This window comes from Nesterenkonia xinjiangensis (assembly GCF_013410745.1).
Lineage (GTDB): Bacteria > Actinomycetota > Actinomycetes > Actinomycetales > Micrococcaceae > Nesterenkonia > Nesterenkonia xinjiangensis.
Genome location: NZ_JACCFY010000001.1, coordinates 2,562,602 through 2,585,081, shown reverse-complemented (window position 1 = coordinate 2,585,081; position 22,480 = coordinate 2,562,602). Strand labels below are relative to the sequence as shown.

The 22,480-nt window shown below is 70.1% G+C and carries 22 protein-coding genes and 1 riboswitch; of the genes, 2 read left to right on the top strand and 20 right to left on the bottom strand.

The features are described 5' to 3' along the window. From hemQ to hemE, 3 genes are all read right to left on the bottom strand, one after another. On the bottom strand, positions 1-744 hold the full coding sequence (gene hemQ / locus HNR09_RS11660) for a hydrogen peroxide-dependent heme synthase (RefSeq protein WP_179542198.1): 744 nt from the start codon (positions 742-744) through the stop codon (positions 1-3). Positions 745-859: 115 nt separating this feature from the next. Beyond that, positions 860-2,284 carry a protoporphyrinogen/coproporphyrinogen oxidase gene (locus HNR09_RS11655; protein WP_179542197.1) on the bottom strand — a complete coding sequence of 475 codons (1,425 nt, stop codon included), beginning with the start codon at positions 2,282-2,284 and terminating at the stop codon, positions 860-862. Then, on the bottom strand, positions 2,281-3,486 hold the full coding sequence (gene hemE / locus HNR09_RS11650) for a uroporphyrinogen decarboxylase (RefSeq protein ID WP_179542196.1): 1,206 nt from the start codon (positions 3,484-3,486) through the stop codon (positions 2,281-2,283). The genes HNR09_RS11655 and hemE overlap by 4 nt, the downstream gene beginning before the upstream one ends. Positions 3,487-3,535: 49 nt before the next feature. Between hemE and HNR09_RS11645 the strand changes: the two genes are divergently transcribed. After that, positions 3,536-4,996, top strand: a complete 1,461-nt coding sequence (locus tag HNR09_RS11645; protein ID WP_179542195.1) for a glutamyl-tRNA reductase — start codon at positions 3,536-3,538, stop codon at positions 4,994-4,996. A gap of 114 nt (positions 4,997-5,110) precedes the next feature. Continuing rightward, a complete protein-coding gene (locus HNR09_RS11640) occupies positions 5,111-5,476 on the top strand; it encodes a nuclear transport factor 2 family protein (protein WP_179542194.1) in 366 nt (121 codons plus the stop codon). 107 nt (positions 5,477-5,583) lie between these two features. On the opposite strand, the gene HNR09_RS11635 is transcribed toward HNR09_RS11640, so the two are convergent. From HNR09_RS11635 to HNR09_RS11555, 17 genes are all read right to left on the bottom strand, one after another. Next, positions 5,584-7,020, bottom strand: a complete 1,437-nt coding sequence (locus tag HNR09_RS11635; protein ID WP_179542193.1) for an FAD-dependent oxidoreductase — start codon at positions 7,018-7,020, stop codon at positions 5,584-5,586. 22 nt (positions 7,021-7,042) lie between these two features. After that, entirely contained in the window at positions 7,043-7,870 is an 828-nt protein-coding gene (gene cobA, locus HNR09_RS11630) for a uroporphyrinogen-III C-methyltransferase (protein WP_179542192.1), read from the bottom strand. Further along, on the bottom strand, positions 7,867-8,829 hold the full coding sequence (locus HNR09_RS11625) for an ABC transporter permease (protein ID WP_179542191.1): 963 nt from the start codon (positions 8,827-8,829) through the stop codon (positions 7,867-7,869). The genes cobA and HNR09_RS11625 overlap by 4 nt, the downstream gene beginning before the upstream one ends. Continuing rightward, positions 8,810-9,562, bottom strand: coding sequence for an ABC transporter ATP-binding protein (locus HNR09_RS11620; protein WP_179542190.1), 753 nt, complete (start codon positions 9,560-9,562; stop codon positions 8,810-8,812). The genes HNR09_RS11625 and HNR09_RS11620 overlap by 20 nt, the downstream gene beginning before the upstream one ends. After that, positions 9,562-10,707: an ABC transporter substrate-binding protein gene (locus HNR09_RS11615; protein ID WP_179542189.1), complete on the bottom strand. Its 1,146-nt coding sequence runs from the start codon at positions 10,705-10,707 to the stop codon at positions 9,562-9,564. Before HNR09_RS11615 ends, HNR09_RS11620 begins: the two co-directional genes overlap by 1 nt. Positions 10,708-10,710: 3 nt before the next feature. After that, on the bottom strand, positions 10,711-12,072 hold the full coding sequence (locus HNR09_RS11610; protein WP_179542188.1) for a sulfate adenylyltransferase subunit 1: 1,362 nt from the start codon (positions 12,070-12,072) through the stop codon (positions 10,711-10,713). Beyond that, positions 12,072-13,019: a sulfate adenylyltransferase subunit CysD gene (gene cysD, locus HNR09_RS11605; protein WP_179542187.1), complete on the bottom strand. Its 948-nt coding sequence runs from the start codon at positions 13,017-13,019 to the stop codon at positions 12,072-12,074. The genes HNR09_RS11610 and cysD overlap by 1 nt, the downstream gene beginning before the upstream one ends. A gap of 1 nt (position 13,020) precedes the next feature. Continuing rightward, the gene (locus tag HNR09_RS11600; RefSeq protein ID WP_218881928.1) at positions 13,021-13,755 is read right to left on the bottom strand and encodes a phosphoadenylyl-sulfate reductase; all 735 of its coding nucleotides are present in this window, start codon (positions 13,753-13,755) and stop codon (positions 13,021-13,023) included. Further along, positions 13,752-15,473: a nitrite/sulfite reductase gene (locus HNR09_RS11595; RefSeq protein ID WP_179542185.1), complete on the bottom strand. Its 1,722-nt coding sequence runs from the start codon at positions 15,471-15,473 to the stop codon at positions 13,752-13,754. The genes HNR09_RS11600 and HNR09_RS11595 overlap by 4 nt, the downstream gene beginning before the upstream one ends. 3 nt (positions 15,474-15,476) lie before the next feature. Next, positions 15,477-15,563: riboswitch (SAM riboswitch) on the bottom strand. A gap of 218 nt (positions 15,564-15,781) precedes the next feature. Continuing rightward, positions 15,782-16,696, bottom strand: coding sequence for an ABC transporter substrate-binding protein (locus tag HNR09_RS11590; protein ID WP_179542184.1), 915 nt, complete (start codon positions 16,694-16,696; stop codon positions 15,782-15,784). Between the two features lie 67 nt (positions 16,697-16,763). After that, on the bottom strand, positions 16,764-17,426 hold the full coding sequence (locus HNR09_RS11585) for an ABC transporter permease (protein ID WP_179542183.1): 663 nt from the start codon (positions 17,424-17,426) through the stop codon (positions 16,764-16,766). Further along, positions 17,423-18,076 carry an ABC transporter permease gene (locus tag HNR09_RS11580; RefSeq protein WP_179542182.1) on the bottom strand — a complete coding sequence of 218 codons (654 nt, stop codon included), beginning with the start codon at positions 18,074-18,076 and terminating at the stop codon, positions 17,423-17,425. Before HNR09_RS11580 ends, HNR09_RS11585 begins: the two co-directional genes overlap by 4 nt. Then, the gene (locus HNR09_RS11575) at positions 18,076-18,933 is read right to left on the bottom strand and encodes an ABC transporter ATP-binding protein (RefSeq protein WP_179542181.1); all 858 of its coding nucleotides are present in this window, start codon (positions 18,931-18,933) and stop codon (positions 18,076-18,078) included. The genes HNR09_RS11580 and HNR09_RS11575 overlap by 1 nt, the downstream gene beginning before the upstream one ends. Next, complete coding sequence (locus tag HNR09_RS11570) at positions 18,930-19,850, bottom strand: DNA-methyltransferase (protein WP_179542180.1); 921 nt, start codon at positions 19,848-19,850, stop codon at positions 18,930-18,932. Before HNR09_RS11570 ends, HNR09_RS11575 begins: the two co-directional genes overlap by 4 nt. Positions 19,851-19,878: 28 nt before the next feature. Continuing rightward, complete coding sequence (locus HNR09_RS11565; protein WP_179542179.1) at positions 19,879-21,516, bottom strand: DEAD/DEAH box helicase; 1,638 nt, start codon at positions 21,514-21,516, stop codon at positions 19,879-19,881. Positions 21,517-21,524: 8 nt separating this feature from the next. Then, positions 21,525-21,758: a DUF3107 domain-containing protein gene (locus tag HNR09_RS11560; protein WP_179542178.1), complete on the bottom strand. Its 234-nt coding sequence runs from the start codon at positions 21,756-21,758 to the stop codon at positions 21,525-21,527. Positions 21,759-21,802: 44 nt separating this feature from the next. Next, complete coding sequence (locus tag HNR09_RS11555; protein ID WP_179542177.1) at positions 21,803-22,456, bottom strand: TetR/AcrR family transcriptional regulator; 654 nt, start codon at positions 22,454-22,456, stop codon at positions 21,803-21,805. Between the last annotated feature and the right edge of the window lie 24 nt (positions 22,457-22,480).

Here is a 22,480-nt window from a genome sequence, read left to right as displayed (position 1 = left end):
TCAGCGCAGCACCTCTGCGATCTCGGTGGTGGTGGGGAGGCGGCGTCCGGTGTAGAACGGGGTCTCGTCCCGGACGTGGTATCGGGTCTCGGACTCCCGCAGACGCCGCATCATGTCCACGAGGTCGGTCAGCTGGGGTGACTCCAGGGCGAGCAGCCACTCCCAGTCATTCAGGGCGAAGGCGCTGGTGGTGTTGGCCAGGACGGAGGGGAACTCCTGGCCGAGCATGCCGTGCTCACGCAGCAGGGCCCCACGCTTCTTCGGGTCCATCAGGTACCAGTCATAGGACCGGTTGAACGGGTAGACCACCAGCCAGTCCTCGGCCTCGACGCCGCGGGCGAAGGCCGGCACGTGGCTGCGGGCGAACTCGGCCGTGCGGTGCACGCCCAGAGCCGAGAACACGATGCGCGAGGAGCCCAGCAGGGCGGTGCGGTGGAGCCGACGCAGGGCAGCCTGCAGAGCCTCGGCGGAGTGGCCGGTCAGCCAGGTCATGACATCGGCCTCGGCACGCATGCCGGAGACGTCATAGACCCCGCGGAGGATGACCTCGTCCTGGTCCAGGCCGGCGACGACGGCGTCGAATTCCTCGGCCAGCGGCGCGATCTCCTCAGGGCTGGCCTGCGGGCCGCGAACGACCCCCTCGGAGCTGTCCGCGCGGGCGAAGACGGTGTACAGGGTGTACCAGTCCCGTCCCGAGGCGTTGACCTCTTCCGGGGTCCTCTGGGCGTTGCGACCGTAGCTCATGCATTCCTCCTGCTTCTCGACGCCGTCCCAGCCTAGCGGGAGGGAATGACACGGCGCCGGATCGTCCTTCTACATTCTGTAGAAAATTCGGTGCTCCGCAAAGTCACGGCCGGGGTCATGTGGCGAGGATCTCCGCCGCGGCCCGCCGGGCGTCGGGCACCACCCGGGCCAGACCCGTGCCCGCGAACCAGCTTCCCACCACGCTGACGGCCGAGTCGGCCAGCTCCTCGCGCAGGCCTCGGATCCGCCGGGCATGCCCGGCCGAGGCCTGCGGCAGCGCCTTCTCCCAGCGCACCACATCGGCCTCCAGGACCTGCTCCCTCAGCCGCGGCAGCTCGAAGAGCGCGGCGACGTCGGCGCGTGCAGCGGCCAGCAGGAGCTCATCAGTTGACTCCAAGCCCAGCGCACCGGTGCCCGGGACGTCCGTGACACGCCCGTAGGAGAGCCGCACCAGGTGCCGACCGGGCCCCAGCGCCTCGGCCACCCAGGGCCACTTCGAGGAGACATGGGTCATGGCTTTCGCGCCCACCCCGTCCACGCCGGGGGCCACGAGCATCCCCGTGCCCCGCGGGCGGGCATCCAGCTCGGGCGCGTCCAGCAGCAGGGAGACCAGCGCGACGCCGCGTCCGGCGCGGGACGCAGCGGGTTCACCCGGGGTGCCGTCGTCGTGCTGCCCAGTGTCGTGCTGCCCTGTGTCGTGCTGCGCGGACGCCTGCGGGGCGACAGGCTCCAGCAGCCGGAGGGCGGCCGGGGCGTCCACCGCCAGCACCACATGGTCATGCGCGCTCAGCAGCGCCGGCAGATCCGTGACCCGCTCACCCAGCCGGATCTCCGCACCCTGGGCGCGCAGCGCCTCGTCGAGCGCGCGGATCAGGGTGGAGAGACCCCCGTGCAGCGAGTTCACCGCCGCGCCGGCCGGGGCCTGAGCCTTCACCGAGGCCACCGCTCCGGCCAGGGATCCCTCGCGCAGCATCGCCTCGACCAGTCCGGGGGCGGCGTTGCCTGCGTCGAGCTGCTCGGGCCGGGCCGAGTGCACCCCGGAGACGATGGGCGTGACCAGCTTCTCCAGCACTGCCGGGCCCATCCGATCGAGCACGAGCTCCCCGACGGTGATGTCCTCACGTCCGCGCCAGGCATCCACCGGCATCTCACGATCCGCCGCCGCCCGCGCGGCGGCCTCGGCACCGATGATGCGCACCACGTCAGCGGCGAGCGGGTCCGCGGGGATGCCCAGGATCCCGGTGGCCGGCAGCGGCGCGGCGAGATCGGGCAGCTGCAGCCAGGCCCCGGAGGGGTGAGGGGCGATGACCGAGTCCTGCAGGCCCAGCTCCCCGATCAGCCGGGGCACCGCGGCGGAGCGGGTGGCGAAGGACTCGGCGCCGGCGTCGACCTCGACGCCGCCCAGCCGATGGGTGCCGATGGCTCCCCCGGGCCGGGGACCGGCCTCGAGGAGGGTCACCGCGCAGCCGCCGCGGACCAGGTCCCAGGCGGCCACCAGACCGGCGATTCCCCCGCCGACGACGGCGACCCGCCGCCTCATGGCTGCGCGGGGCTGATCTCGTGGATCAGCGAGACCACCCGGGTCAGGACCTCCGGATCGGTGCTCGGCGGCACACCGTGGCCCAGGTTGAGCACATGGCCCGCCGCCCCGGAGCCGGCGGCGACGACCTCACGCACATGGGTCTCCAGCACGTCCCAGTCCGCGGTGAGCAGCGCCGGGTCGATGTTGCCCTGCAGCGGGGTCTCCGCGCCCAGGCGGCGGGTGGCCTCGGCCAGGTTCACCCGGTAGTCGATGCCGACGACGTCGGCCCCGGCCTCCTTCAGCAGGTCCAGGATCTCGCCGGTGCCGGTACCGAAGTGGATCAGCGGGGCACCGAGGCCGGCGACGTGGGAGAACGCGGCGGCGGAGTGCTTCTGGACGTGGGCGGCGTAGTCGTCCCGGCCCAGCGAACCGGCCCAGGAGTCGAAGAGCTGCGCCGCCGAGGCGCCCGCCATCAGCTGGGCTCGCATGAATCGGCCCGAGACGTCGGCGGCCCAGGAGGCCAGCGCGTCCCAGGTGTCCGGGTCCGCGTGCATCATGGTGCGTGGACCCAGGTGGTCACGTGAGGGACGCCCCTCCACCATGTAGGCGGCCAAGGTGAACGGCGCCCCGGCGAAGCCGATCAGCGGGGTGGAGCCCAGCTGCGCCACGGTCCGACGCACCGCCTCGGTGATCGGCGCGAAGGCGTCGTCGTCGAGCGTCGGCAGCGCCTCGACGTCTGCACGGGTACGGACCGGGCTGCCGAGGACCGGGCCCACATTGGGGACGATCTCGACGTCGATGCCGGCCAGGCGCAGCGGGATCACGATGTCCGAGAAGAAGATCGCGGCGTCGACGTCGTGGCGGCGCACCGGCTGGAGGGTGATCTCCGCCGCCATCTCCGGGTCCAGGCAGGCGTCGAGCATGGAGGTGCCCTCGCGCAGCGTCCGGTACTCCGGCAGCGAGCGGCCGGCCTGTCGCATGAACCACACCGGGCGGCGGTTCGGACGGACCGGGTTCCCCGCGGCGTCGCGACCGCCGCGGTACTCCACCAGCAGCGGGGAGTCCGCAGTGACGCCGCTGGTCAGGGGATGGTCGGCGGGCAGCGCGGACCTGACGGTCCGGGAGTTCCTGCCGGCCGCGGCACGGCGGACCTCGACGGTCCGCACGGGTGCCGTGAGGGGCGAGGTGGCGGCCATGCCGGAGAATGTTTCAGAAGACATGCCCCCAATTCTGCCTCTTTCTACGACGCGTTGTAGAATTGACTCTGTCGTGACTCTGTTCTCCCTGGTGGCAACCCACGCCGATCTCGATCTCGAGACCGTCGGCATCCTCAGCTCAGGAGCGGCCGAAGTGGCCGGTTCTGTCAATGTGCCTGCCGTCACGCTGGCCACCTGCAATCGCTTGGAGATCTACGCCGAGTCCCCCGCCGACGATCCCACCGCCGTCGAGTCCAGCCGTGAGCAGCTCATCGACGCGGTGGCCGAGACCTCCGGCGTCGACCGGCAGACCATCGCCTCCACGTTCCGGACTCTGGTGGAGGACGACGCCGTCAGCCACCTCTTTGAGGTCGGGGCGGGCCTAGACTCCGCAGTGGTCGGTGAGCGGGAGATCGCCGGACAGGTGCGCAAGTCCCTGGCCGACGCACAGAACTCCGGCACCGTCTCCGGCAGCCTCACCCGGCTGTTCGAGACCGCCACCCGCACCGCCAAGGACGTCGGCACCCGCACCGCTCTGGGCTCCCGTGGCCGCTCCATCGTCTCGGTGGCCCTGGACATCGCCGGAGACATGCGTGGCAACGGCGCCTCCTTCTATCGCGGCGCCTCCGTCGTGCTGGTCGGCACCGGCGCCTACGCGGGCACCTCACTGGCCCAGCTGCAGGAACGTGGGGTGCACGACATCGCCGTCTTCTCCGGCTCCGGACGTGCTGAGCAGTTCGTCGCCGAGCGTGGTGCCGCGGCCCGTGCGCTGAGGATGGAGGACCTGGCCGAGGCCTTCGCCTCCGCGGACCTCATCATCGGCTGCTCGGGGGGAAATCGGCAGATCACCGCCCGGGAGATCCGCTCCCTGGCCGGGGTCGGCCCCACCGGTCGCCAGAAGGACCTGACGATCATCGACCTGGCGCTTTCGCACGACTTCACCCCTGATGTGGCCGAGCTGCCCGGCGTCGAGCTGATCACCCTGGAGTCGGTGAAGATGGCAGCGCCCTCCGAGACCGAGGACTCCCTGGAGCAGGCCCGCGAGGTCGTGCAGTCGGCGGTCCAGGAGTACCTGACCGAGCGCCAGCAGCGGAGCGCCGACGACGCCATCGTGGCGCTGCGCCGCCACACCCAGTCCGTGCTGGACGGGGAGATGGAGAAGGTCCGCAGGCAGCACGGCTGTACCGCGGCGGCCGAGGAGGTCGAGTTCGCCGTGCGGCGGATCGTCCGCAAGCTGCTGCACACCCCCACCGTCCGTGCCCGGGAGCTGGCCGCCGAGGGCCGCACCGAGGACTATGTGAGGGCGCTGGAGGACGTGTTCGGCCTGGAGGTCGAGCCGCGGGACAGGCCCGAACGCGCGCAGCCGGCCAAGCGCCGTCGTGCCGAGGAGTTCAGCCCCGTGGAGCTGGCCCAGATGGCCGCGCACCTGCAGAAGGTCCCCGACGGAGGCTTCTGCCAGCACCACCGCCCCGGTGAGTTCGCCGTGGAGCGCCTCGCGATCGCGCAGCGGCTGGCCGAGGCCCAGGCCTCCTGAGGGCCTTCCCGCACAGCATCTCCCTTCCCCGTCTCCGGGCTCACTCTCCCCGGCGCGAGAGTGGCTGGTCGCACAGGGTGCCCAGGACATCACCTCCGTTGCTACCGTGCCCTCATGCTCGATCTCTCGACACTTCTGACCCTGGAGCACGAGGGTTGGAACGCCCTGTGTGAGAATCGGGGCGGCGCGTTCTACGGCGACCTGATGGCCCCCGACGCGCGGATGATCCTGGTCAACGGCATGGTGCTGGACCGTGACGGCGTCGTCGGTTCCCTCGATGGGGCTCCCGCCTGGGACACCTACGAGATCACCGACCCGGCGCTGATCCCGCTGGGCGCAGACTGTGCGGCACTGATCTATCGAGCCCGCGCCACGCGCACCGGTGAGGACCCGTTCGTGGCGCTGATGTCCAGCACCTACCGTCTGATCGAGGCCCGAGTCCGGCTGGTCCTATACCAGCAGACCGCGATCACCCACTGACGTTCCCACCCGAAGGCACGTTGAGCTGGTGAGTTTCCGCCCTTATGCGGCTCTGTGAGCGCTGATTCGGGCGGAAACTCACCAGCTCAACGGATGCTAGGGGCGCCTCACACACGCACGGCGCTGCCGCTGCGGGAGACGCCCACCATCTCCGCGCGCTCGACGACCTTCACCCGCTCACGAGCCGAGCCGTCCGGCAGCTCCCCGTACTCGGCACCCAAGGTGCGCTCGTGATCGTCCAGCCGCAGCCAGCCATCCCATGAGGTGACCTCCACCCCGCGGGACTCGAGCAGCTCGACGACGTCGACCTCTTCCCCTCCCCCGGTCCGGCCGGGCAGCGCGGGCAGGTCCTCCAGCAGACAGCCCACCGTCTCCAGCGCATCGCCCTTGGTGTGCCCGATCAGCCCCACCGGCCCCCGCTTGATCCAGCCGGTGGCGTAGACGCCGGGCAGCGGGTGACCGTCCTCGCCGAGCACCCGGCCGGCCTCGTGCGGGATGACGCCCCGGTCGGCGTCGAAGGGCACGTCCGCCAGCGGAGAGCCGAAGTAGCCCACCGCGCGATACACCGCCTGCACCGGGTACTCGAGGAACTCTCCGGTGCCGCGGACGTTGCCGGTGCCGTCGAGCTCCTGGCGCTCCAGCCGAATGCCGTCCACCTTCCCGGCCCGCTCCCCCTCGCCGGCGAGGATCTCCACCGGGGACTGCAGGAAGTGCAGGTGCAGCCGCCGGGAGGCCGGGCGGTGCTCCGGATCCTCCTCACGCTCCTCCTGCTCCACCAGCCAGTTGGTGAGGGTGTTGACCATCGTCTTGACCTGGTTGTTGGACCTGATGGCCTCGTCAGAGCCGGCGTCGAACTCGAAGTCCTCCGGGTGCAGGACGATGTCCACGTCGTGGCTGTGCGCCAGTTCGCGCAGCTCCAGCGGGGTGAACTTCACCTGTGCGGGGCCACGCCGTCCGAAGACGTGGACGTCCGTCACCGGGGAAGCCTTCAGCCCCTGGTACACGTTGTCCGGGATCTCGGTGGTGAGCAGGTCGTCCGCATGCTTGGAGAGCACCCGGGCCACGTCGAGGGCGACGTTCCCGTTGCCGATCACCGCGATCTCCTTCGCCTCCAGCGGCCACTCGCGGGGGTAGTCGGGGTGGCCGTCGTACCAGGAGACGAAGTCGGCCGCACCGAAGGAGCCCTCGAGGTCGATGCCCTCGATGTTCAGGGCGGCATCGTCGATCGCTCCGGTGGAGAAGATGACGGCGTCGTAATGCTCCTGAAGCTCCGCCAGCGTGATGTCAGTGCCGAAGTCCACATTGCCGATGAACCGGATGCCGCCGCGGTCCATCACCTTGTGCAGGGCCTTGATGATGCCCTTGATCCGCGGGTGGTCCGGGGCGACGCCGTAACGGATCAGCCCGAAAGGCGCCGGGTAGCGGTCGAAGAGATCGATGGCGATCTGCTCGCCATGCTCCGAGCGGGCGATGATGTCAGCGGCGTAGACGCCGGCCGGGCCGGCGCCGACCACGGCGACGCGATGCGTGATGTCAGTGCTCATAGTCTTGTCTGTCCTTCGTTCGTCAGGGGGAGGTCACAGTGGCCGCGGTGCGGCGGCCCGAGAGGGGAGCGTCGGTGTCGAGCTCCAGCGGCCAGTCGTCGGCCAAGGTCACCACCGCACCCACGACGATCACCGCAGGATTGGCCACCTTCCGGCGTGCGGCGACGTCGGCCACCGCGTGGAGCCTGGACAGGGTGACCCGCTGCTCCGGGGTGCCGCCTGACTCGATGATCGCCACCGGAGTGGATGCGTCATGACCGTTGACCATCAGATGTGTGGCGGTGCGCCGCAGGGTGGAGACACCCATGAGGATCACCAGAGTGTGCTGCTCGGAGCGCGGGACCACATCGAGGTCGTCATGACCGGTGATCACGGTGAAGCCGCGCGACAGACCGCGGTGGGTCAGCGGGATGCCGGCCTCCGCCGGGACCCCGACCGCCGAGGTGATCCCGGGGACCACCTCCACGGGGATCCCGAAGCGGCGGCAATGCTCCCGCTCCTCGGATCCGCGGCCCAGCACGTAGGGGTCGCCGCCCTTCAGCCGGGCCACCCGCAGTCCGCGCAGCGCCCGGTCCACCAGCAGGTCGTTGATCTCGTCCTGGGTGGCGGTGTGGCAGCCCGGAGCCTTGCCGACGTCGATCACCTCGACGCCCTCGGCGAGCTCCTCCAGCAGGGCCCGGGGGCCCAGCCTGTCTGCCACCACGACGTCGGCGGCCAGCAGCAGCTCATGGCCACGATGGGTGATCAGGTCCGCCTGGGCCGGGCCTCCGCCGATCAGGGCCACATGGCCGCCCGGAGCGGGCACGTCGGTCCGCGAGGTGCGGGGATGGATGTTCGTGGTCTCTCTCATCGTTCCAGAAGTCCTCTCGTCTTCAGCAGACGGCGTTCGATCGGGGCGAAGACCAGCAGCTCCACGATCACCCCGACCAGCAGGATGATCAGCACCGCGGTCAATACCACCGACATGTCGGCGAGCGCTCGTCCCTGGTCCAGCAGCGTGCCCAGCCCGTAGCCCATGGAGCCACCGGTGGCGATGATCTCGGCGGCCATCAGCGACCGCCAGGAGAAGGCCCAGCCCTGCCGCAGGCCCCCGACATAGGAGGGCAGGATGGCCGGCAGCAGGATGCGGGTCGTCATCTGCCAGCGCCCGGCTCCCAGCACCCGGCCCACCCGATGGTGCTGAGGTGGGACCTGCCGCACCCCGGCGATGAGCCCGTTGACCACCGAGGGGATGGCGCCCATGAAGATCACGAAGTACACGGTGGCGTCGGTGAGTCCGAACCAGATGATCGCCGCGGGCACCCAGGCCACCGAGGGAAGCACCTGCAGCCCGGAGATCAGCGGTCCGAAGGCCTGCCGCAGCAGGCGCACCTGCGCGATGATCAGCCCCACCGGGGTGGCGATGAGGATGCTCAGCGCGAATCCGGTGAGCCCTCGCCCCAGTGACGTGCTCACCGCCTCCCAGAACGCTCCGGTGAGCCAGAGCTCCCAAGCGGTGGCGGCGACGTCGAAGGGCCCGGGGACCAGGTCGCCACGCCGGTGGCCGGTCATCACGTAGAGCTGCCAGGCGACGATGACCACCGCGAGGGCGGCCACCGGCAGCAGCACGGACTGCGGGTCCAGACGCCTCCGGGCGGATGAACCCGGGGTCTCCAGGGCGTCCAGCCCGCGGGAGACATCGGCGACGTCGGGCGCTGACCCGCCAGGGCGGGTCTGGGAGCCGGTGCCCGCCTCGGCCTGGCCGAGGCCCTGGCCGGTGCCCCGGGAGGCACCGTGGTGGGCGTGCTCCTCAGTTCGCGTGACCACCATGGCGCCCCACCTCGTTCCGCAGCCGCTCGGTGATCTCGTCGACCAGTCCTGCCCGTCGAGCGCCCTCTCGGTCCTGTTCCTCAACCTCCCACTCACCGATGATCCGGCCCGGTCGGGAGGAGAGCAGGAGCACCCGCTGCCCCAGATGCACCGCCTCGTCCACAGAGTGGGTGACGAAGACGACGGTGCGCCCGGTGGCCCGCCAGATGCGCAGCAGCTCCTCGTGCAGCAGGGAACGGGTGATGGCGTCCAGGGCCCCGAAGGGCTCGTCCATGAGCATCACCGGCCGCTCCTGCGCCAGCGCACGAGCCAGGGCCACCCGCTGGCGCATGCCGCCGGAGAGCTCGTGGGGCCGGCGGCCGGCGTGGTCGGAGAGCCGCACCAGATCCAACAGCGCGGCCGCACGCTCGCGCCGAGCCTTCCGCTGACGGATCTGGCAGCGACCCTCGGCCAGACGCAGGGCGAGCATGATGTTCTGCTCGGCGGTCAGCCAGGGGAACAGCGAGGGGTCCTGGAACATGAACGCCGCCCCGCCCTCGGTGACCTCGATGGCGCCCCCGGTGGGCCGCTCCAGCTGGGCGATCATGCTCAGCAGGGTGGACTTTCCGCATCCGGAAGCGCCCAGCAGGCAGACGAACTCTCCCTCGGCGATGTCGAAGCTGACCTGGGAGAGCACCTCCGGTCCCGCGGCGAAGGACTTGTCCACGGCGTCGAAGACCACGGCCTCGTTCATCAGTCCTCCTCCTCGACGCCCGGGGCGCCGCTCTGGTCTGTGGGGGTCTCCCCCGGGGCCGGGATGACCAGGCCGCCGACGTCGACGGAATCGCCGGTGCCGGCGGTCTCGGAGTCCTCCACCAGCTGGGGGAAGGCCTCCTGAAGCGGATCGGTGGTGAAGCTCAGCTGCTCCAGGGACCGGGTGAGCACCGGGGCAGGAAGCTCCAGGCCCAGATCCTCGTCCAGCTGGGCGTTCAGGGTGCGGTGCACCTCGCCCTCCTCGGTGTCCTCCAGCCAGGTGACGGCGGCCTCCGTGGCTGCCGCCAGATCCTTGACGGTCTGCGGATATGCCTGGGCGAACTCCTGGTTCACCGCGAGCACCGTGGTGGGGAACCGGTCCTCGGGCCACAGGTCCCGCTCGTCGACGAGCACCTGCCCGCCGGCCTCGTGCACCAGCCTGGAGGCCCACGGCTCGGGCACCCAGGCGGCGTCGATCCTGCCCTGTTCGAAGAGCCGCAGCGTCTGCGGGTTGTCCGTGGGCGTGATCGCCACGTCCTCGGTCAGGCCCTGCTCGGCCAGCCACACCCGGGCGGCGACGTCCTGGGTCCCTCCCAGCTGCGGGGTGGCCAGGTCCGCCCCGGCCAGGTCCTCCGGGCTCTCGATCCCTTCTCGGACGATGAGCTGGACTCCTCCGGCTGCCGCCCCGGAGACCACGTAGAGGCTCTCCCCCGCCGACTGGGCGTAGGAGTGGATGGCTGGGGTAGGGCCGATGAACGCGGCGTCCACCGCACCGGCGGTGAGCGCCTCCACTGCCGCAGGCCCCGCGTTGAAGGTCTCGGCGTGGAAGGCGGTCCCGGCGAGGTGCTCGGTGAAGAGCTCCTCCTGCAGACCCACCAATGCGGGAGCGTGGGTGACGTTGGGGAAGTACCCCAGTCGCACAGAGTCTGCCCGCTGGTCCCCGGCGTAGAGCTGCTCGGCGGAGATCTCCGCACCAGGCTCCGGCTCTCCCTGCCAGGTCGCTCCCAACACCGCGGTGCTGCCCACCAGCAGGGCGGTGCCGGAGGCGACGGCGAGCGCGAGCGCGCGCCGCGGCCCGGCGGCCCGGGTGAGGACCCGTCCGTCGGGAGCGGTCGTCAGCTCAGAGGTGATGCGGACGCGACGCATGGCTCACCCCGCCAACCACGCGGCATCGTCGTCCTGGTCCTCGGACTCCTCGAAGACCGGAAGACGCACCATGCCGGCGGCCAGGGTGTCCCCGCTGTCCGGGTCGATGAGCAGCACCGCGCCGGTGCGCTTGGCGGTGGCATAGTCGTCCACCGACAGCGCCCCGGCCAGCCGCAGGGTGACGGTCCCGATGTCGTTGAGCACCAGCTCCCGGGTCGGCTGGCCGGTCAGCGTGGCCAGGTCCAGCCGATCGGTGATCTCCTCGACCAGGCCCTTCACGGTCTGAGTGCCGTGCTTGACCAGCACACGGGCGCCCGGGGTGAGCGCGCCGTCGCCGAGCCAGGCCAGGGCCAGGGTCAGCTCGTCACGCTCCGTGGCCGGGGCCTCGCAAGCGGCCAGCAGGTGGCCCCGGGCGACGTCGAACTGGCCGGCCAGCTCCACCACCACGGACTCCGGGGCCTCGGCGCGCAGGCTCGCTCCACCCTGCTCTGCGGCGGCACGGGCCTGCAGGGCGGTCCGGTGAACGGCGGTCACCGCGGTGCGATGCCCGCCGGGCTGGATCAGCACCTCGTCCCCGGCGGCCAGGGAGCCGGAGACGATCTGTCCGGCATAGCCGCGGAACTCCGAATGGGGACGGATGACGGTCTGCACCGGAAGCCGCAGCGGCTCGGTGCGGCGCCGGGCGTGGTCGGCGTCGGGCAGCTGCTCCAGGATGGGCAGCAGCGCCTCGCCCTCGTACCAGGGGGTGTTCGCCGAGGGTGCCACCACGTTGTCCCCGCGCAGCGCGGAGACCGGGATCACGATCGGGGCGCACGCTCCGGAGACTCCGCTGGAGTCCGCTCCGAGCTCGGCGGCGATGCGGGCGACGTCGGCCTCCACCTGCCGGAAGGGCTCCTCCCGATGGTCGACCGCGTCGATCTTGTTGACCGCGATGATCACGTGCTCCACCCTCAGCAGGTGCGCCACCGCCAGGTGGCGACGGGTCTGCTCGACCACGCCGTGGCGGACGTCGACCAGCAGCACCACCGCATCCGCAGTGGAGGTGCCGGTGACCGTGTTGCGCGTGTACTGCACGTGCCCGGGGCAGTCGGCGAGCACGAAGCTGCGCCGATCCGTGGCGAAGTAGCGGTAGGCCACGTCGATGGTGATCCCCTGCTCGCGCTCGGCGCGCAGACCGTCGGTGAGCAGGGCGAGGTCCAGCTCCGCGCCGTCTTCGCCGAAGCCGCGATCCTTGGAGGAGCGGGCGACGGCGTCGAGCTGATCGGAGAGGATGGCCTGGGCGTCGTGGAGCAGGCGGCCCACCAGGGTGGACTTGCCGTCGTCGACGCTGCCGGCGGTGGCCAGCCTGAACAGTGTGGCGGTCATCAGAAGTATCCGTCCTTCTTGCGGTCCTCCATGGCAGCTTCGGAGAGCCGGTCGTCAGCGCGGGTCGCGCCACGTTCGGTGATGGTGGCGGCGGCGACCTCGCGCAGCACGGCGGCGTTGTCCGCGGCATCGGAGAGCACCGCCCCGGTGCAGGACATGTCCCCCACTGTCCGGTAGCGCACGCGCAGCTGCTCCGTGGGCTCCTCAGGGGTGGGCAGGCTGTGCGGCCCCACGGCCCGGATCATGCCGTCGCGGTGGAAGACCTCGCGCTCATGGGCGTAGTACAGCGGGGGCAGCTCGATCTCCTCGGCGGCGATATAGCGCCACACGTCCAACTCGGTCCAGTTGCTGATCGGGAAAGCCCGCACGTGCTGGCCCGGGCGGTGGCGTCCGTTGTAGAGGTTCCACAGCTCGGGGCGCTGGCTGCGCGGGTCCCACTGGCCGAACTCGTCACGCAGCGAGAGGATGCGCTCCTTGGCCCGGGCGCGGTCCTCGTCCCGGCGGGCGCCGCCGAAGACGGCGTCGAAGCGGTGCTGGGCGATGGTGCGCAGCAGCGGCACGGTCTGCAGCGGGTTGCGGGTGCCGTCAGCACGTTCTGCCAGCTCCCCGGAGTCGATGAGCTCCTGGACGCTGCCGACCACCAGCTTCAGGCCGAGCCGCTCCACGGTGCGGTCCCGGAAGTCCAGGACCTCCTCGAAGTTATGGCCCGTGTCGATGTGCACCACGGGGAACGGGATCTTCCCGGGCCAGAAGGCCTTGGCGGCCAGGTGCAGCATCACCACCGAGTCCTTGCCTCCGGAGAAGAGCATGGCGGGGCGGTCGAACTCGGCGACGACCTCGCGGATGATGTGGATGGACTCGGCCTCCAGCCGGGCCAGGGCGGACTGGCCGGTGAGGTCGACGACGTCGGCGGCCCGCTGGGCGGGTGCGGCGGTGGCGGTGCTCATCTCAGGCTCCTGTGGCGGTGGTGGTGTGGATGCCGCATTCGACCTTCCCGCTGCCGGCCCAGCGGCCGGCTCGGGGGTCCTCGCCCGCGGCGACCGGGCGGGTGCAGGGACGGCAGCCGATGGAGGGGTAGCCGTTCTGCAGCAGCAGGTTCACCGGGAGGTCGTGACGGTTCGAGTGGTCGACGAGGTCGTCGAAGGTCCAGGCGGCGACCGGATTGACCTTGATCAGCCCGTGCAGCTCGTCGAAGGTGATCAGCGGGGTGTCCACGCGGGTGGGCGCCTCGTCACGGCGCACTCCGGTGAACCAGAGCCTGTACCCGCTCAGCGCCTCCCCGAGGGGCTCCATCTTCCGCATCCGGCAGCAGGCAGCGGGGTCCCGGCTGAACAGGTCCTTGCCGTGCTCGACGTCCTGCTCCGCCACGGTCAGCCGCGGAGTCACGTCGACGACGTTGACGTCCAGCCGGCGGGCGACCTCGTCACGGGCGGCGATGGTCTCACTGAAGTGGTAGCCGGTCTCGAGGAACAGCACATCCACCCCGGGCAGCTGCTCGGCGACCAGCGCCGGCAGCACCGCGTCGGCCATGGAGCAGGCGACGGCGACGTCGGCGGTCGCGACGTTCCGAGCCACCCAGCCGATGATCTGCTCGGCAGGGGCGTTCCAGCCGAGCTCCTCGGCGCCGGCGGCGGCCAGCGCCCGCAGCTGCTGGCCGGTCTGGGGGTCAGTCGTGGCCGTCATACCGGCTCGACCTCCTTCTGCAGCTCGGACTCGTCCACGCGGTGGCTCCATCGGGCGAAGGTCTCGCCCGTCTGGCGTCCTGCGAGATAGCGGCGCACCAGCAGCTCCACATAGTCGACAAGCTCCTCGGCGGTGACCTTCAGTCCGCGCACGGTGCGCCCCAGGCCAGCCTCGTCACGGTCCACGAAGGTGAGGCCTCCGCCGAGATGGACCTGGAACCCCGGGCTCGTGCCGCCGTCGCCGTCGGGCAGCAGCTGGCCCTTGAGCCCGATGTCTGCGGTCTGGATGCGGGCGCAGGAGTTGGGGCAGCCGTTGATGTGCAGGGTCAGCCGCACCGGCATCTGGTCGGCGACGTCGGCCAGGCGCTCCTCCAGGGCGTCGATGGTCCGAGCCGCGGTGGTCTTGGTCTCCACGATGGCCAGCTTGCAGAACTCGATGCCGGTGCAGGCGATGGTGGAGCGGCGGAAGACGCTCGGCCGGGGGTCCAGCCCCAGGTCAGCCAGCGCGGCGGAGGCGGCCTCGACCTCCTCCTCCGGGATGTCGAGGACCACCAGCTTCTGATGGGGGGTGGTGCGCAGCCGGTGGGAGCCGTGCTTCTCGAGCAGATCGGCCAGCTGGACCAGCAGCGTGCCGGAGACCCGACCCACCGTGGGGGTGATCCCGATGTAGAACTTCCCGTCCTTCTGCCGGTGGACGCCCACGTGGTCTCCCGGGGTGTCCGGGGCGGCGGGCGCCGGGCCGTCGGTGAGACGCCGGCCGAGGTACTCGTCCTCGATGATCCGACGGAACTTCTCAGGACCCCATTCGGCCAGCAGGAACTTCAGCCGGGCCTTGTTCCGCAGCCGACGGAAACCGTAGTCGCGGAAGGTCTGGGTGACGGCGTGCCAGACCTCGGCGGCCTCCTCCTGCCGGACGAAGACCCCCAGCCGCTCGGCCAGCCGGGCATTGGTGGAGAGTCCGCCCCCGACCCACAGGTCGTAGCCGGGGCCGTGGTCGGGGTGCACGACGCCGACCAGCGCGAAGTCGTTGATCTCATGGACGACGTCCTGGGAGGGGTGGCCGGTGATGGCCGACTTGTACTTGCGCGGCAGGTTCGCCAGCTCCGGGTCTCCGATGTAGAGCTGTGCGATCTCCTGGATGACCGGGGTGGGATCGATGATCTCGTCGGCGGCGATGCCGGCCACAGGGGAACCGAGGATCACCCGCGGGGTGTCCCCGCAGGCCTCGGTGGTGCCCAGGCCGACGGATTCGAGACGGCGCCAGATCTCCGGGACGTCCTCCACCCCGACCCAGTGCAGCTGGATGTTCTGCCGGTCGGTGACGTCGGCGGTGTCCCGGGCGAACTCCCGGGAGATCTCCCCGATGACTCGCAGCTGCTCGGTGCTCAGCGCGCCGCCGTCTATGCGCACCCGGAGCATGAAGTACTTGTCATCCACTTCTTCGGGCGGCAGCGAGTTGTGCGCGCCTGCCGGCACTCCCGGGCGACGCTGGGTGTAGAGACCCCACCAGCGGAAGCGGCCGCGCAGGTCGTCCTGGTCGATGGAGTCGAAGCCCTGCTTCGAGTAGATCGTCTCGATGCGCTCGCGGACGTTCAATCCGTTGTCGGCCTGTTTGAACTCTTCGTTGTGGTTCAGCGGCTCGGTGCCATCGATCTTCCACTGTCCGTTCGGGCGCTTCTGCGGCCGGCGAGTGGACACGGCAGACACATCGGTGCTCATGCTCCTCCATCGGTTCTGGCGTGAGCACCCGGCTCTCCCGGGTTGCTGCGGCGTCGTGGAGCCAGATCTCTCGGCCGCTCTGGATGGTCGGTGGTGAGCACCACGCTACTGCACGTCAGGGCACAGGAGAAGATAAGACGTCATATGCCGTCATCTATGTTCATGTGTTCATTCAGGATTGCGCGGTGGTCGCGACGGAGCCGCGGACGCGCTGCCGATCCCGTCGAGTGGGGGATTCGCTACCGCTTTCAGGCGACATCGGCGCCATAGCGGCACTGGATCCCCCACTCGATGAGAGGCGGAGGTGCTCAGGCGTCGTCGAGCCCCTGCTCCTCGAGCCACTGGGTGGCGACGTCCGCGGCCGCGGCCTGGTCATCGACGCTGACGGCGTTGAGTCCGTTGAGCTCCTCCTGGGTCAGCTCCGCGTTGACCTCCTCGATCAGCGCCGCCGCCTCCTCATCCACGGCCTCCGAGACCAGGGGGACGATGTTCTGGGGAAGCACCAGATCCTCCGGGTCCTCCAGCATGACCAGGTCATTGGCCTCGATGGCGGGATCGGCGCTGTAGATGTCGGCCACCTGCACGTCCCCGTCCAGCAGCGCCTGCACGGTCAACGGCCCGCCGGAGTCCTCCACCGGCACCAGGGTGACCTCCACCCCGTAGACCTCCTGGAGGCCGTCCGGCCCGTAGGGACGGGTCTCGAACTCGGAGTTCGCCGCGATCCGCAGCTCCTCCTCGACCCCGGCCAGATCCCCCACGCTGCTGAGCCCGTTCTCCTGGGCGAAATCCTCGGTGACCACGAAGCTGTCCTGATCGGTGGCCTCGGCAGGCGCCAGCGCGGTGATCCCCTCCGGCAGGCCCTCCTCGAGACCGCTCAGGATGCTCTCCAGGTCCGCGGCCTCCGACTCCGGATCCACATACTGCAGCAGGTTCCCGGCGTACTCGGGGAAGACGTCGATGTCCCCGGCCTCCAGCTCCGGCATGTAGACCTCCCGCTGGCCGATGTCGAACTGCCGGTCCACCTCGTGGCCGGCCGCCTCCAGGCGCTGGGCGTACAGCTCCGCGATGATCGTGTTCGAGTAGTACTGCTGGGAGCCGACGACGATCGGGCCCCCTTCTCCCCCGCCGTCGTCGCCACCCCCGCCCTCCGCCAGCGGATCATCCGCTGCACAGGCGGTCAGACCGAGAGCGGCCACGCCGCCCAGGGAGAGGGCGAGACGCATACGAACGGCCCGGGGGCCGGAAGATTCACTGATGGGGCAGGGCACGGGGACCATCCTCTCCTGAGGCTCAGACGATCCCGGGGATCCTCCTGAGCGTCCGCTGGGCGATGACGAACATGGCGTCGACCAGGACCGCCACGGCGATGACCATGAGCGACGCTCCCAGCATCATGGCATAGTCATGGTTGCGCAGGCCCAGGAACAGCGGCCGCCCCAAGCCCCCGGCACCCACGTAGGCGGCCAGCGTGGCTGTGGCGATGACCTGGAGCGTCGCCAGGCGAATGCCGCCGAGGATCATCCTCAGCCCCAGCGGCACCTCGACCGTGGTCAGCACCTGCCAGGGACTCAGCCCCTGTGCGCGGGCCGCGTCGACCACCCGCCGATCCACTGCTTCCACGCCGGAGTATGCCCCTGCGATGATCGAGGGCACCGCGAGCACCACGAAGGCGATCATCGGGGCTGTGAGTCCGATGCCCACCGCCAGTGCGGCCAGCGTGATCAGCCCCAGAGTGGGCAGCGCGCGTGCGGCTCCGGTGGAGAGCACCGCCACGGCACGCCCCCGGCCCGTATGGCCGATGATCAGGCCCGCCGGCAGAGCCACCAGCACCGAGAGTCCGACCGCGATCAGGGTGTACCAGAGGTGTTCGGCCGTGCGCGCCCCGAGCCCGCCGGGACCGGTCCAGGCTTCGGCGCTGAGCACCCAGTGGAGCGCTTCGACGAGCTGGTTCATGCCGCACCTGCCCGGATCCGGGGGCGCTGCCAGGGCATGATCCACCGACCCAGCGCCACCAGCAGCAGGTCCACGACGACGGCGAGCAGCACCGTCATCACGATGCCCGCCACGATCGAGGGCACGATGCCGCGCTGAAACCCGTCGGTGAACAACGATCCGAGGCTGGTCACCCCCAGCACCGCGGACACGCTGACCATGCTGATGGTGCTCACCGACACCACCCGGAGCCCGGCGAGCAGCGCCGGCCCGGCCAGCGGAAGCTCCACGGTGAGGAACCCGCCCCACCGGGAGTGGCCCACCGCCGTGGCGGCCAGCCGGACGTCCTCGGAGACGGCGGCGAAGGCGTCCGCGGAGGAACGGGCCATCAGGGCCAGGCCGAAGAGGGTGAGGGCGACGATGACGTTCAGGCTGTCACGGACGCCGGTACCGATCAGGATCGGCAGGACGATGAACAGTGGCAGGGACGGGATCGCGTAGAGCAGCCCCACCGAGCCGAGAAGCGGCTCACGGAGCCGCCCGAGCCGATCGGCGAGTCGCCCCACCGGCAGGGAGATCAGGAACGCGGCCGCCACGGCAGGAAGACTGAGCAGGAGGTGGTCCGCGGTCAGGCCGAGGATGCGTGGCAGGTTCGCCAGGATCCACTCCATCAGTGCTCTCCGGGCAGATGACCCAGGCTCTCGGCGCCAGCGGCTCCGTCGATCAGTCCCACCGGCCGCCCGACTCCGTCGGTGACGGTCCACCCGCCGTCGGCGCGGGGTGAGGCATGGAGGCGACGCCGGCCTTCCTCCAGACCCAGGAAGCGCGAGACGAAGGCGTCGGCCGGGTCCTCCACGAGCTCGCGGGGAGAACCGACCTGCGCCACTTCTCCCCCGGCGCGCAGCACCACGATCTGGTCGCCCAGGGTGAGCGCCTCGTCGATGTCATGGGTGACGAAGATGGTCGTCTTGCGCAGGTCCTCCTGCAGCCGCTTCAGCTGCACCTGAAGCTCCACACGCACCAGAGGATCCACCGCGCCGAAGGGCTCGTCCATCAGCAGGATGTTCGGGTCATCGGCCAGCGCACGCGCCACACCGACCCTCTGCTGCTGCCCCCCGGAGAGCTGGCCCGGGAAACGCTGCGCCAGCTCGGCAGACAGATCCACCAGCTCCATGAGGTCCCTGGCGCGCCCATGCGCCTCCGCGCGGGAGACCCCGTTGAGCCGGGGCACGGTGGCGATGTTGTCCAGCACCCGACGGTGCGGCATCAGCCCGGAATGCTGCATGACGTATCCGATGCTGCGCCGCAGCTGCACCGGTGGGCGGGCGGCGATGTCCTGGCCGTCGATGCGCACCGCCCCGGAGGTCGGCTCCACCATCCGATTGACCATGCGCAGCAGCGTGGTCTTGCCGCAGCCGGAGGAGCCCAGCAGCACTGTGGTCGTGTGGGAGGGCACGGTCAGGCTGAAGCTGCGCACCGCCGTCGTGCCGTCCGGATAGGTCTTGGTCACCTGGTCGAACTCGATCATGATGCCGGGGCCTCCCTCTCATCGCCGACCAGGACGGCATCTGCCACAGTGTCCTCGCGCAGCGCCCGATGCACCTCCGCGTGCTCTTCGAGGCGCGAGGCCATGACGTCCACGGCTTCCGCGGAGGAGTCGATGCAGACGAACCGACGGTCGGTCTCGACGGCGGCCGCGCCGAGCGTCCCGGACCCGGCGAAGAAGTCGAGCACCCAGTCGCCGGGGCGCGAGGAGGCCTGCACCATGCGGCGGACCAGGCCCACGGGCTTCTGCGTGGGGTAACCGGTCTTCTCCCTGCCCGTCGGGGAGACGATCGTGTGCCACCAGACGTCGGTGGGCAGCTTGCCCCGGGCGGCCTTCTCCGGGGTCACGAGACCGGGGGCCATGTAGGGCTCGCGGTCGACCTCCTCGGAGTCGAAGTGGTACTTCGAGGGGTCCTTCACATAGACCAGGATGGTCTCGTGCTTGGTGGGCCAGCGCTTCCGTGTACGGGCGCCGTAGTCATAGGCCCAGATGATCTCATTGAGGAAGCTGTCCCGCCCGAAGATCACATCGCACATGACCTTGGCGTAGTGGACCTCGCGGTAATCGAGGTGCAGGTAGAGGGTCCCGGTCTCATCGAGCAGCCGCCAGGCTTCGAGCAGGCGGGGCTCCAAAAACTCCCAGTAGTCCGGGAAGGAGTCGTCATACTGGGCCAGCAGCTCACGAAAGGTGTCATAGCTGCGCCCGGCGAATCCGACGCGTCCACCGGTGCCCTCCTGACGGCGGACGGTGGTGGTGCGGACCGCCCGTTGGGCCCGCCCGGTGTTGAACGGCGGATCCAGGTAGATCATCGCGAAGGCCCCGTCGGGGAGCCGCCGCAGGTGTTCGAGGTTCTCGCCCTCGAGCACCAACGACGGCCCGTCCACGGCGAAGGTGGTCATCCTCGGGTCCTCGCAGGTCCGGGGGCGCTCAGTCGCCGGAGGACGAGTTCGAGCCGGAGCCGGTGCGACGACGGCGGCGGCGCCTCCGCTGCCCGCCCGAGGCCTCCTCGCTCTGGGCCGAGGCCGTGGTGCCGTTCTGCTTCTCCCCGGACTCCTGACGCTCCCCATCGGAGGAACGACGCGTACGGTCGCGGCCGCCCCGAGAGCCGCCGCGCGAACCACCGCGCGAACCGCCGCGGGAGCCTTCACGGGCGCCCTCACGGGAGCCTCCGCCGGAACGGGAGTCGCGGCCCTCGCGGGAGCCGCCGCGGCCCTTGCCGGCAGAGGGCCCGCCGAGGTCCTCGAGAGTCTCGTCGTCCAGGTTGGTCTTGGAGCGCTTATGGCGCGGAAGCCGCCCCTTCGTGCCCTTGGGAATGTCCAGGTCGGCGAACAGGTGCGGTGACGAGGAATAGGTCTCCACCGGGTCATCGATGCCCAGGTCCAGCGCCCGGTTGATCAGCTTCCAGCGCGGGACGTCCTCCCAGTCCACGAAGGTCACCGCAGTGCCCTTCTGCCCGGCCCGGCCGGTGCGACCGATGCGGTGGAGGTAGGTCTTCTCGTCATCCGGTGCCGTCAGATTGATGACGTGGGTGACGTCGGTGACGTCGATGCCCCGGGCGGCGACGTCGGTGGCGACCAGGACGTCGATCTTCTCATTGCGGAACGCCCGCAGGGCCTGCTCGCGAGCGCCCTGACCGAGGTCGCCGTGGATGGCGCCGGCGGCGAAGCCACGAGAGATCAGCTCCGTGGAGAGCCTGTCGGCCTGGCGCTTGGTCCGGGTGAAGACGATCGTCCGCCCCCGGCCCTCGGCCTGCAGGATCCGGGCCACGACCTCGTCCTTGTCCAGGTGGTGCGCCCGGTAGACGACCTGCCGGATGTCCTTCTTGGTCACACCCTCATCCAGGGGGTCCGCCGCGCTGATGTGGGTCGGCTTGGTCATGTAGCGGCGAGCCATGCTCACCACCGGACCCGGCATGGTGGCCGAGAACAGCATCGTCTGACGCACCGGGGGCAGAGCGCCGAGGATGGTCTCGACGTCGGGCAGGAAGCCCAGGTCGAGCATCTCATCGGCCTCGTCGAGCACGACGATCTGGACGTTCTTCAGCTTCAGGTGCCGCTGGCGGTGCAGGTCGATGAGACGACCCGGGGTGCCGACGACGATCTCGACGCCGCGCTGCAGCTCCTCGATCTGCGGCTCGTAGGCCCGTCCGCCGTAGATGGTGGCCACCCGGGCGCCGCGCGTGGAGCCGGCGACCTTGATGTCCGAGGCGACCTGCACGGCCAGCTCACGGGTCGGCGCGACGACCAGCGCCTGCGGCGCACCCGGGACGGGCAGCTCGTCGAAACCGGGGTCCTGCGGCGCGGTGACGCGCTGGAGAGCGGGGATTCCGAAACCGAGGGTCTTGCCCGTGCCGGTCTTGGCCTGCCCGATGATGTCATAGCCGCCCAGGGCGATCGGCAGCGTCTCGGCCTGGATGGGGAACGGTGTGATGATCCCCTTCTCCGCGAGCGCCTCGACGATCTCTGGGCGGACGTTGAAGTCGGCGAAGGTCACGACGGACTCGGCGGTCTCGCCGCCGTCGTCCTGCGCGAGGCCCTCGGCCGATTCAGCAGTCTTTTCAGTCATAGGTACTTTCATTCGGCGACTGCGGCGAAGCCGACAGTCTGTTTGGTGTCGGAGCCGATCTCCACATATCCGATGCTGGCGACCGGCACCACGATCTTCTTCTCACGACGGTCCGTGAGGGTCAGCAGCGGCTTGGCGTTCTCCAGTGCGTCGGCCACCGACTTCTCGACCTCCTCCGCGGAGACGTCCGTCTCGATGACGATCTCGCGGGAGACGTTCTGGATTCCGATGCGAATTTCCATGCCACTCCTTCGACTCGGCGCGATCTGTGCCGATCCGATACTACCTACTGTGTCGGCACGACGCCGTCCTGCTCCCTGGGGAAGCCCGAGATTCCGCGCCAAGCCAAACGAGAGGTCAGCTGCGAGGAGACATCCAGGTCCGGCCGCTCGGAGAGTCTGCTCCAGTGCCGGGCCGCCGAGGTGACCATGCCGATGAGCCCGTGGCCCAGCAGCGTGGCCTCGGCCATCGGCTGACCGGTGTCGTCGGCGATGACCTCGGCGATGGCGACGGCGACGTTGTCATGGAACCGGTCCATGCGGGGCTGCACGGCCTCGTCATTGTCCATCCCCGAGGTGAAGAGCAGCCGATAGGCCTCATCCTCACGGGAGATGAACTCGTAGAACGCCGTCATCGTGGCCGAGACGCGCTCCTTGTTGTCCTCCGTGGAGCCCAGAGCCTGGGTGAGCATCTGCTCCAGCTGGCCCAGGTGGGAGTCCAGCAGATCCAGGAACAGCTCATGCTTGCCCGGGAAATGTTGATAGAGCACGGGTTTGGAGACCTGCGCGACGTCGGCGATGTCGTCCATCGAGGCGCTGTGGTACCCCTTGGCCACGAAGACCTGCAGGGCACAGTCCAGCAGCTGGCGTCGCCGCATCTCTCGCGGCATCCGCTTGGCCCGCTGCGGCGCCGGAGTGGAGATGGTCTCGTCCTGTGTCATGGACACCCAGTGTACGGAACCCCG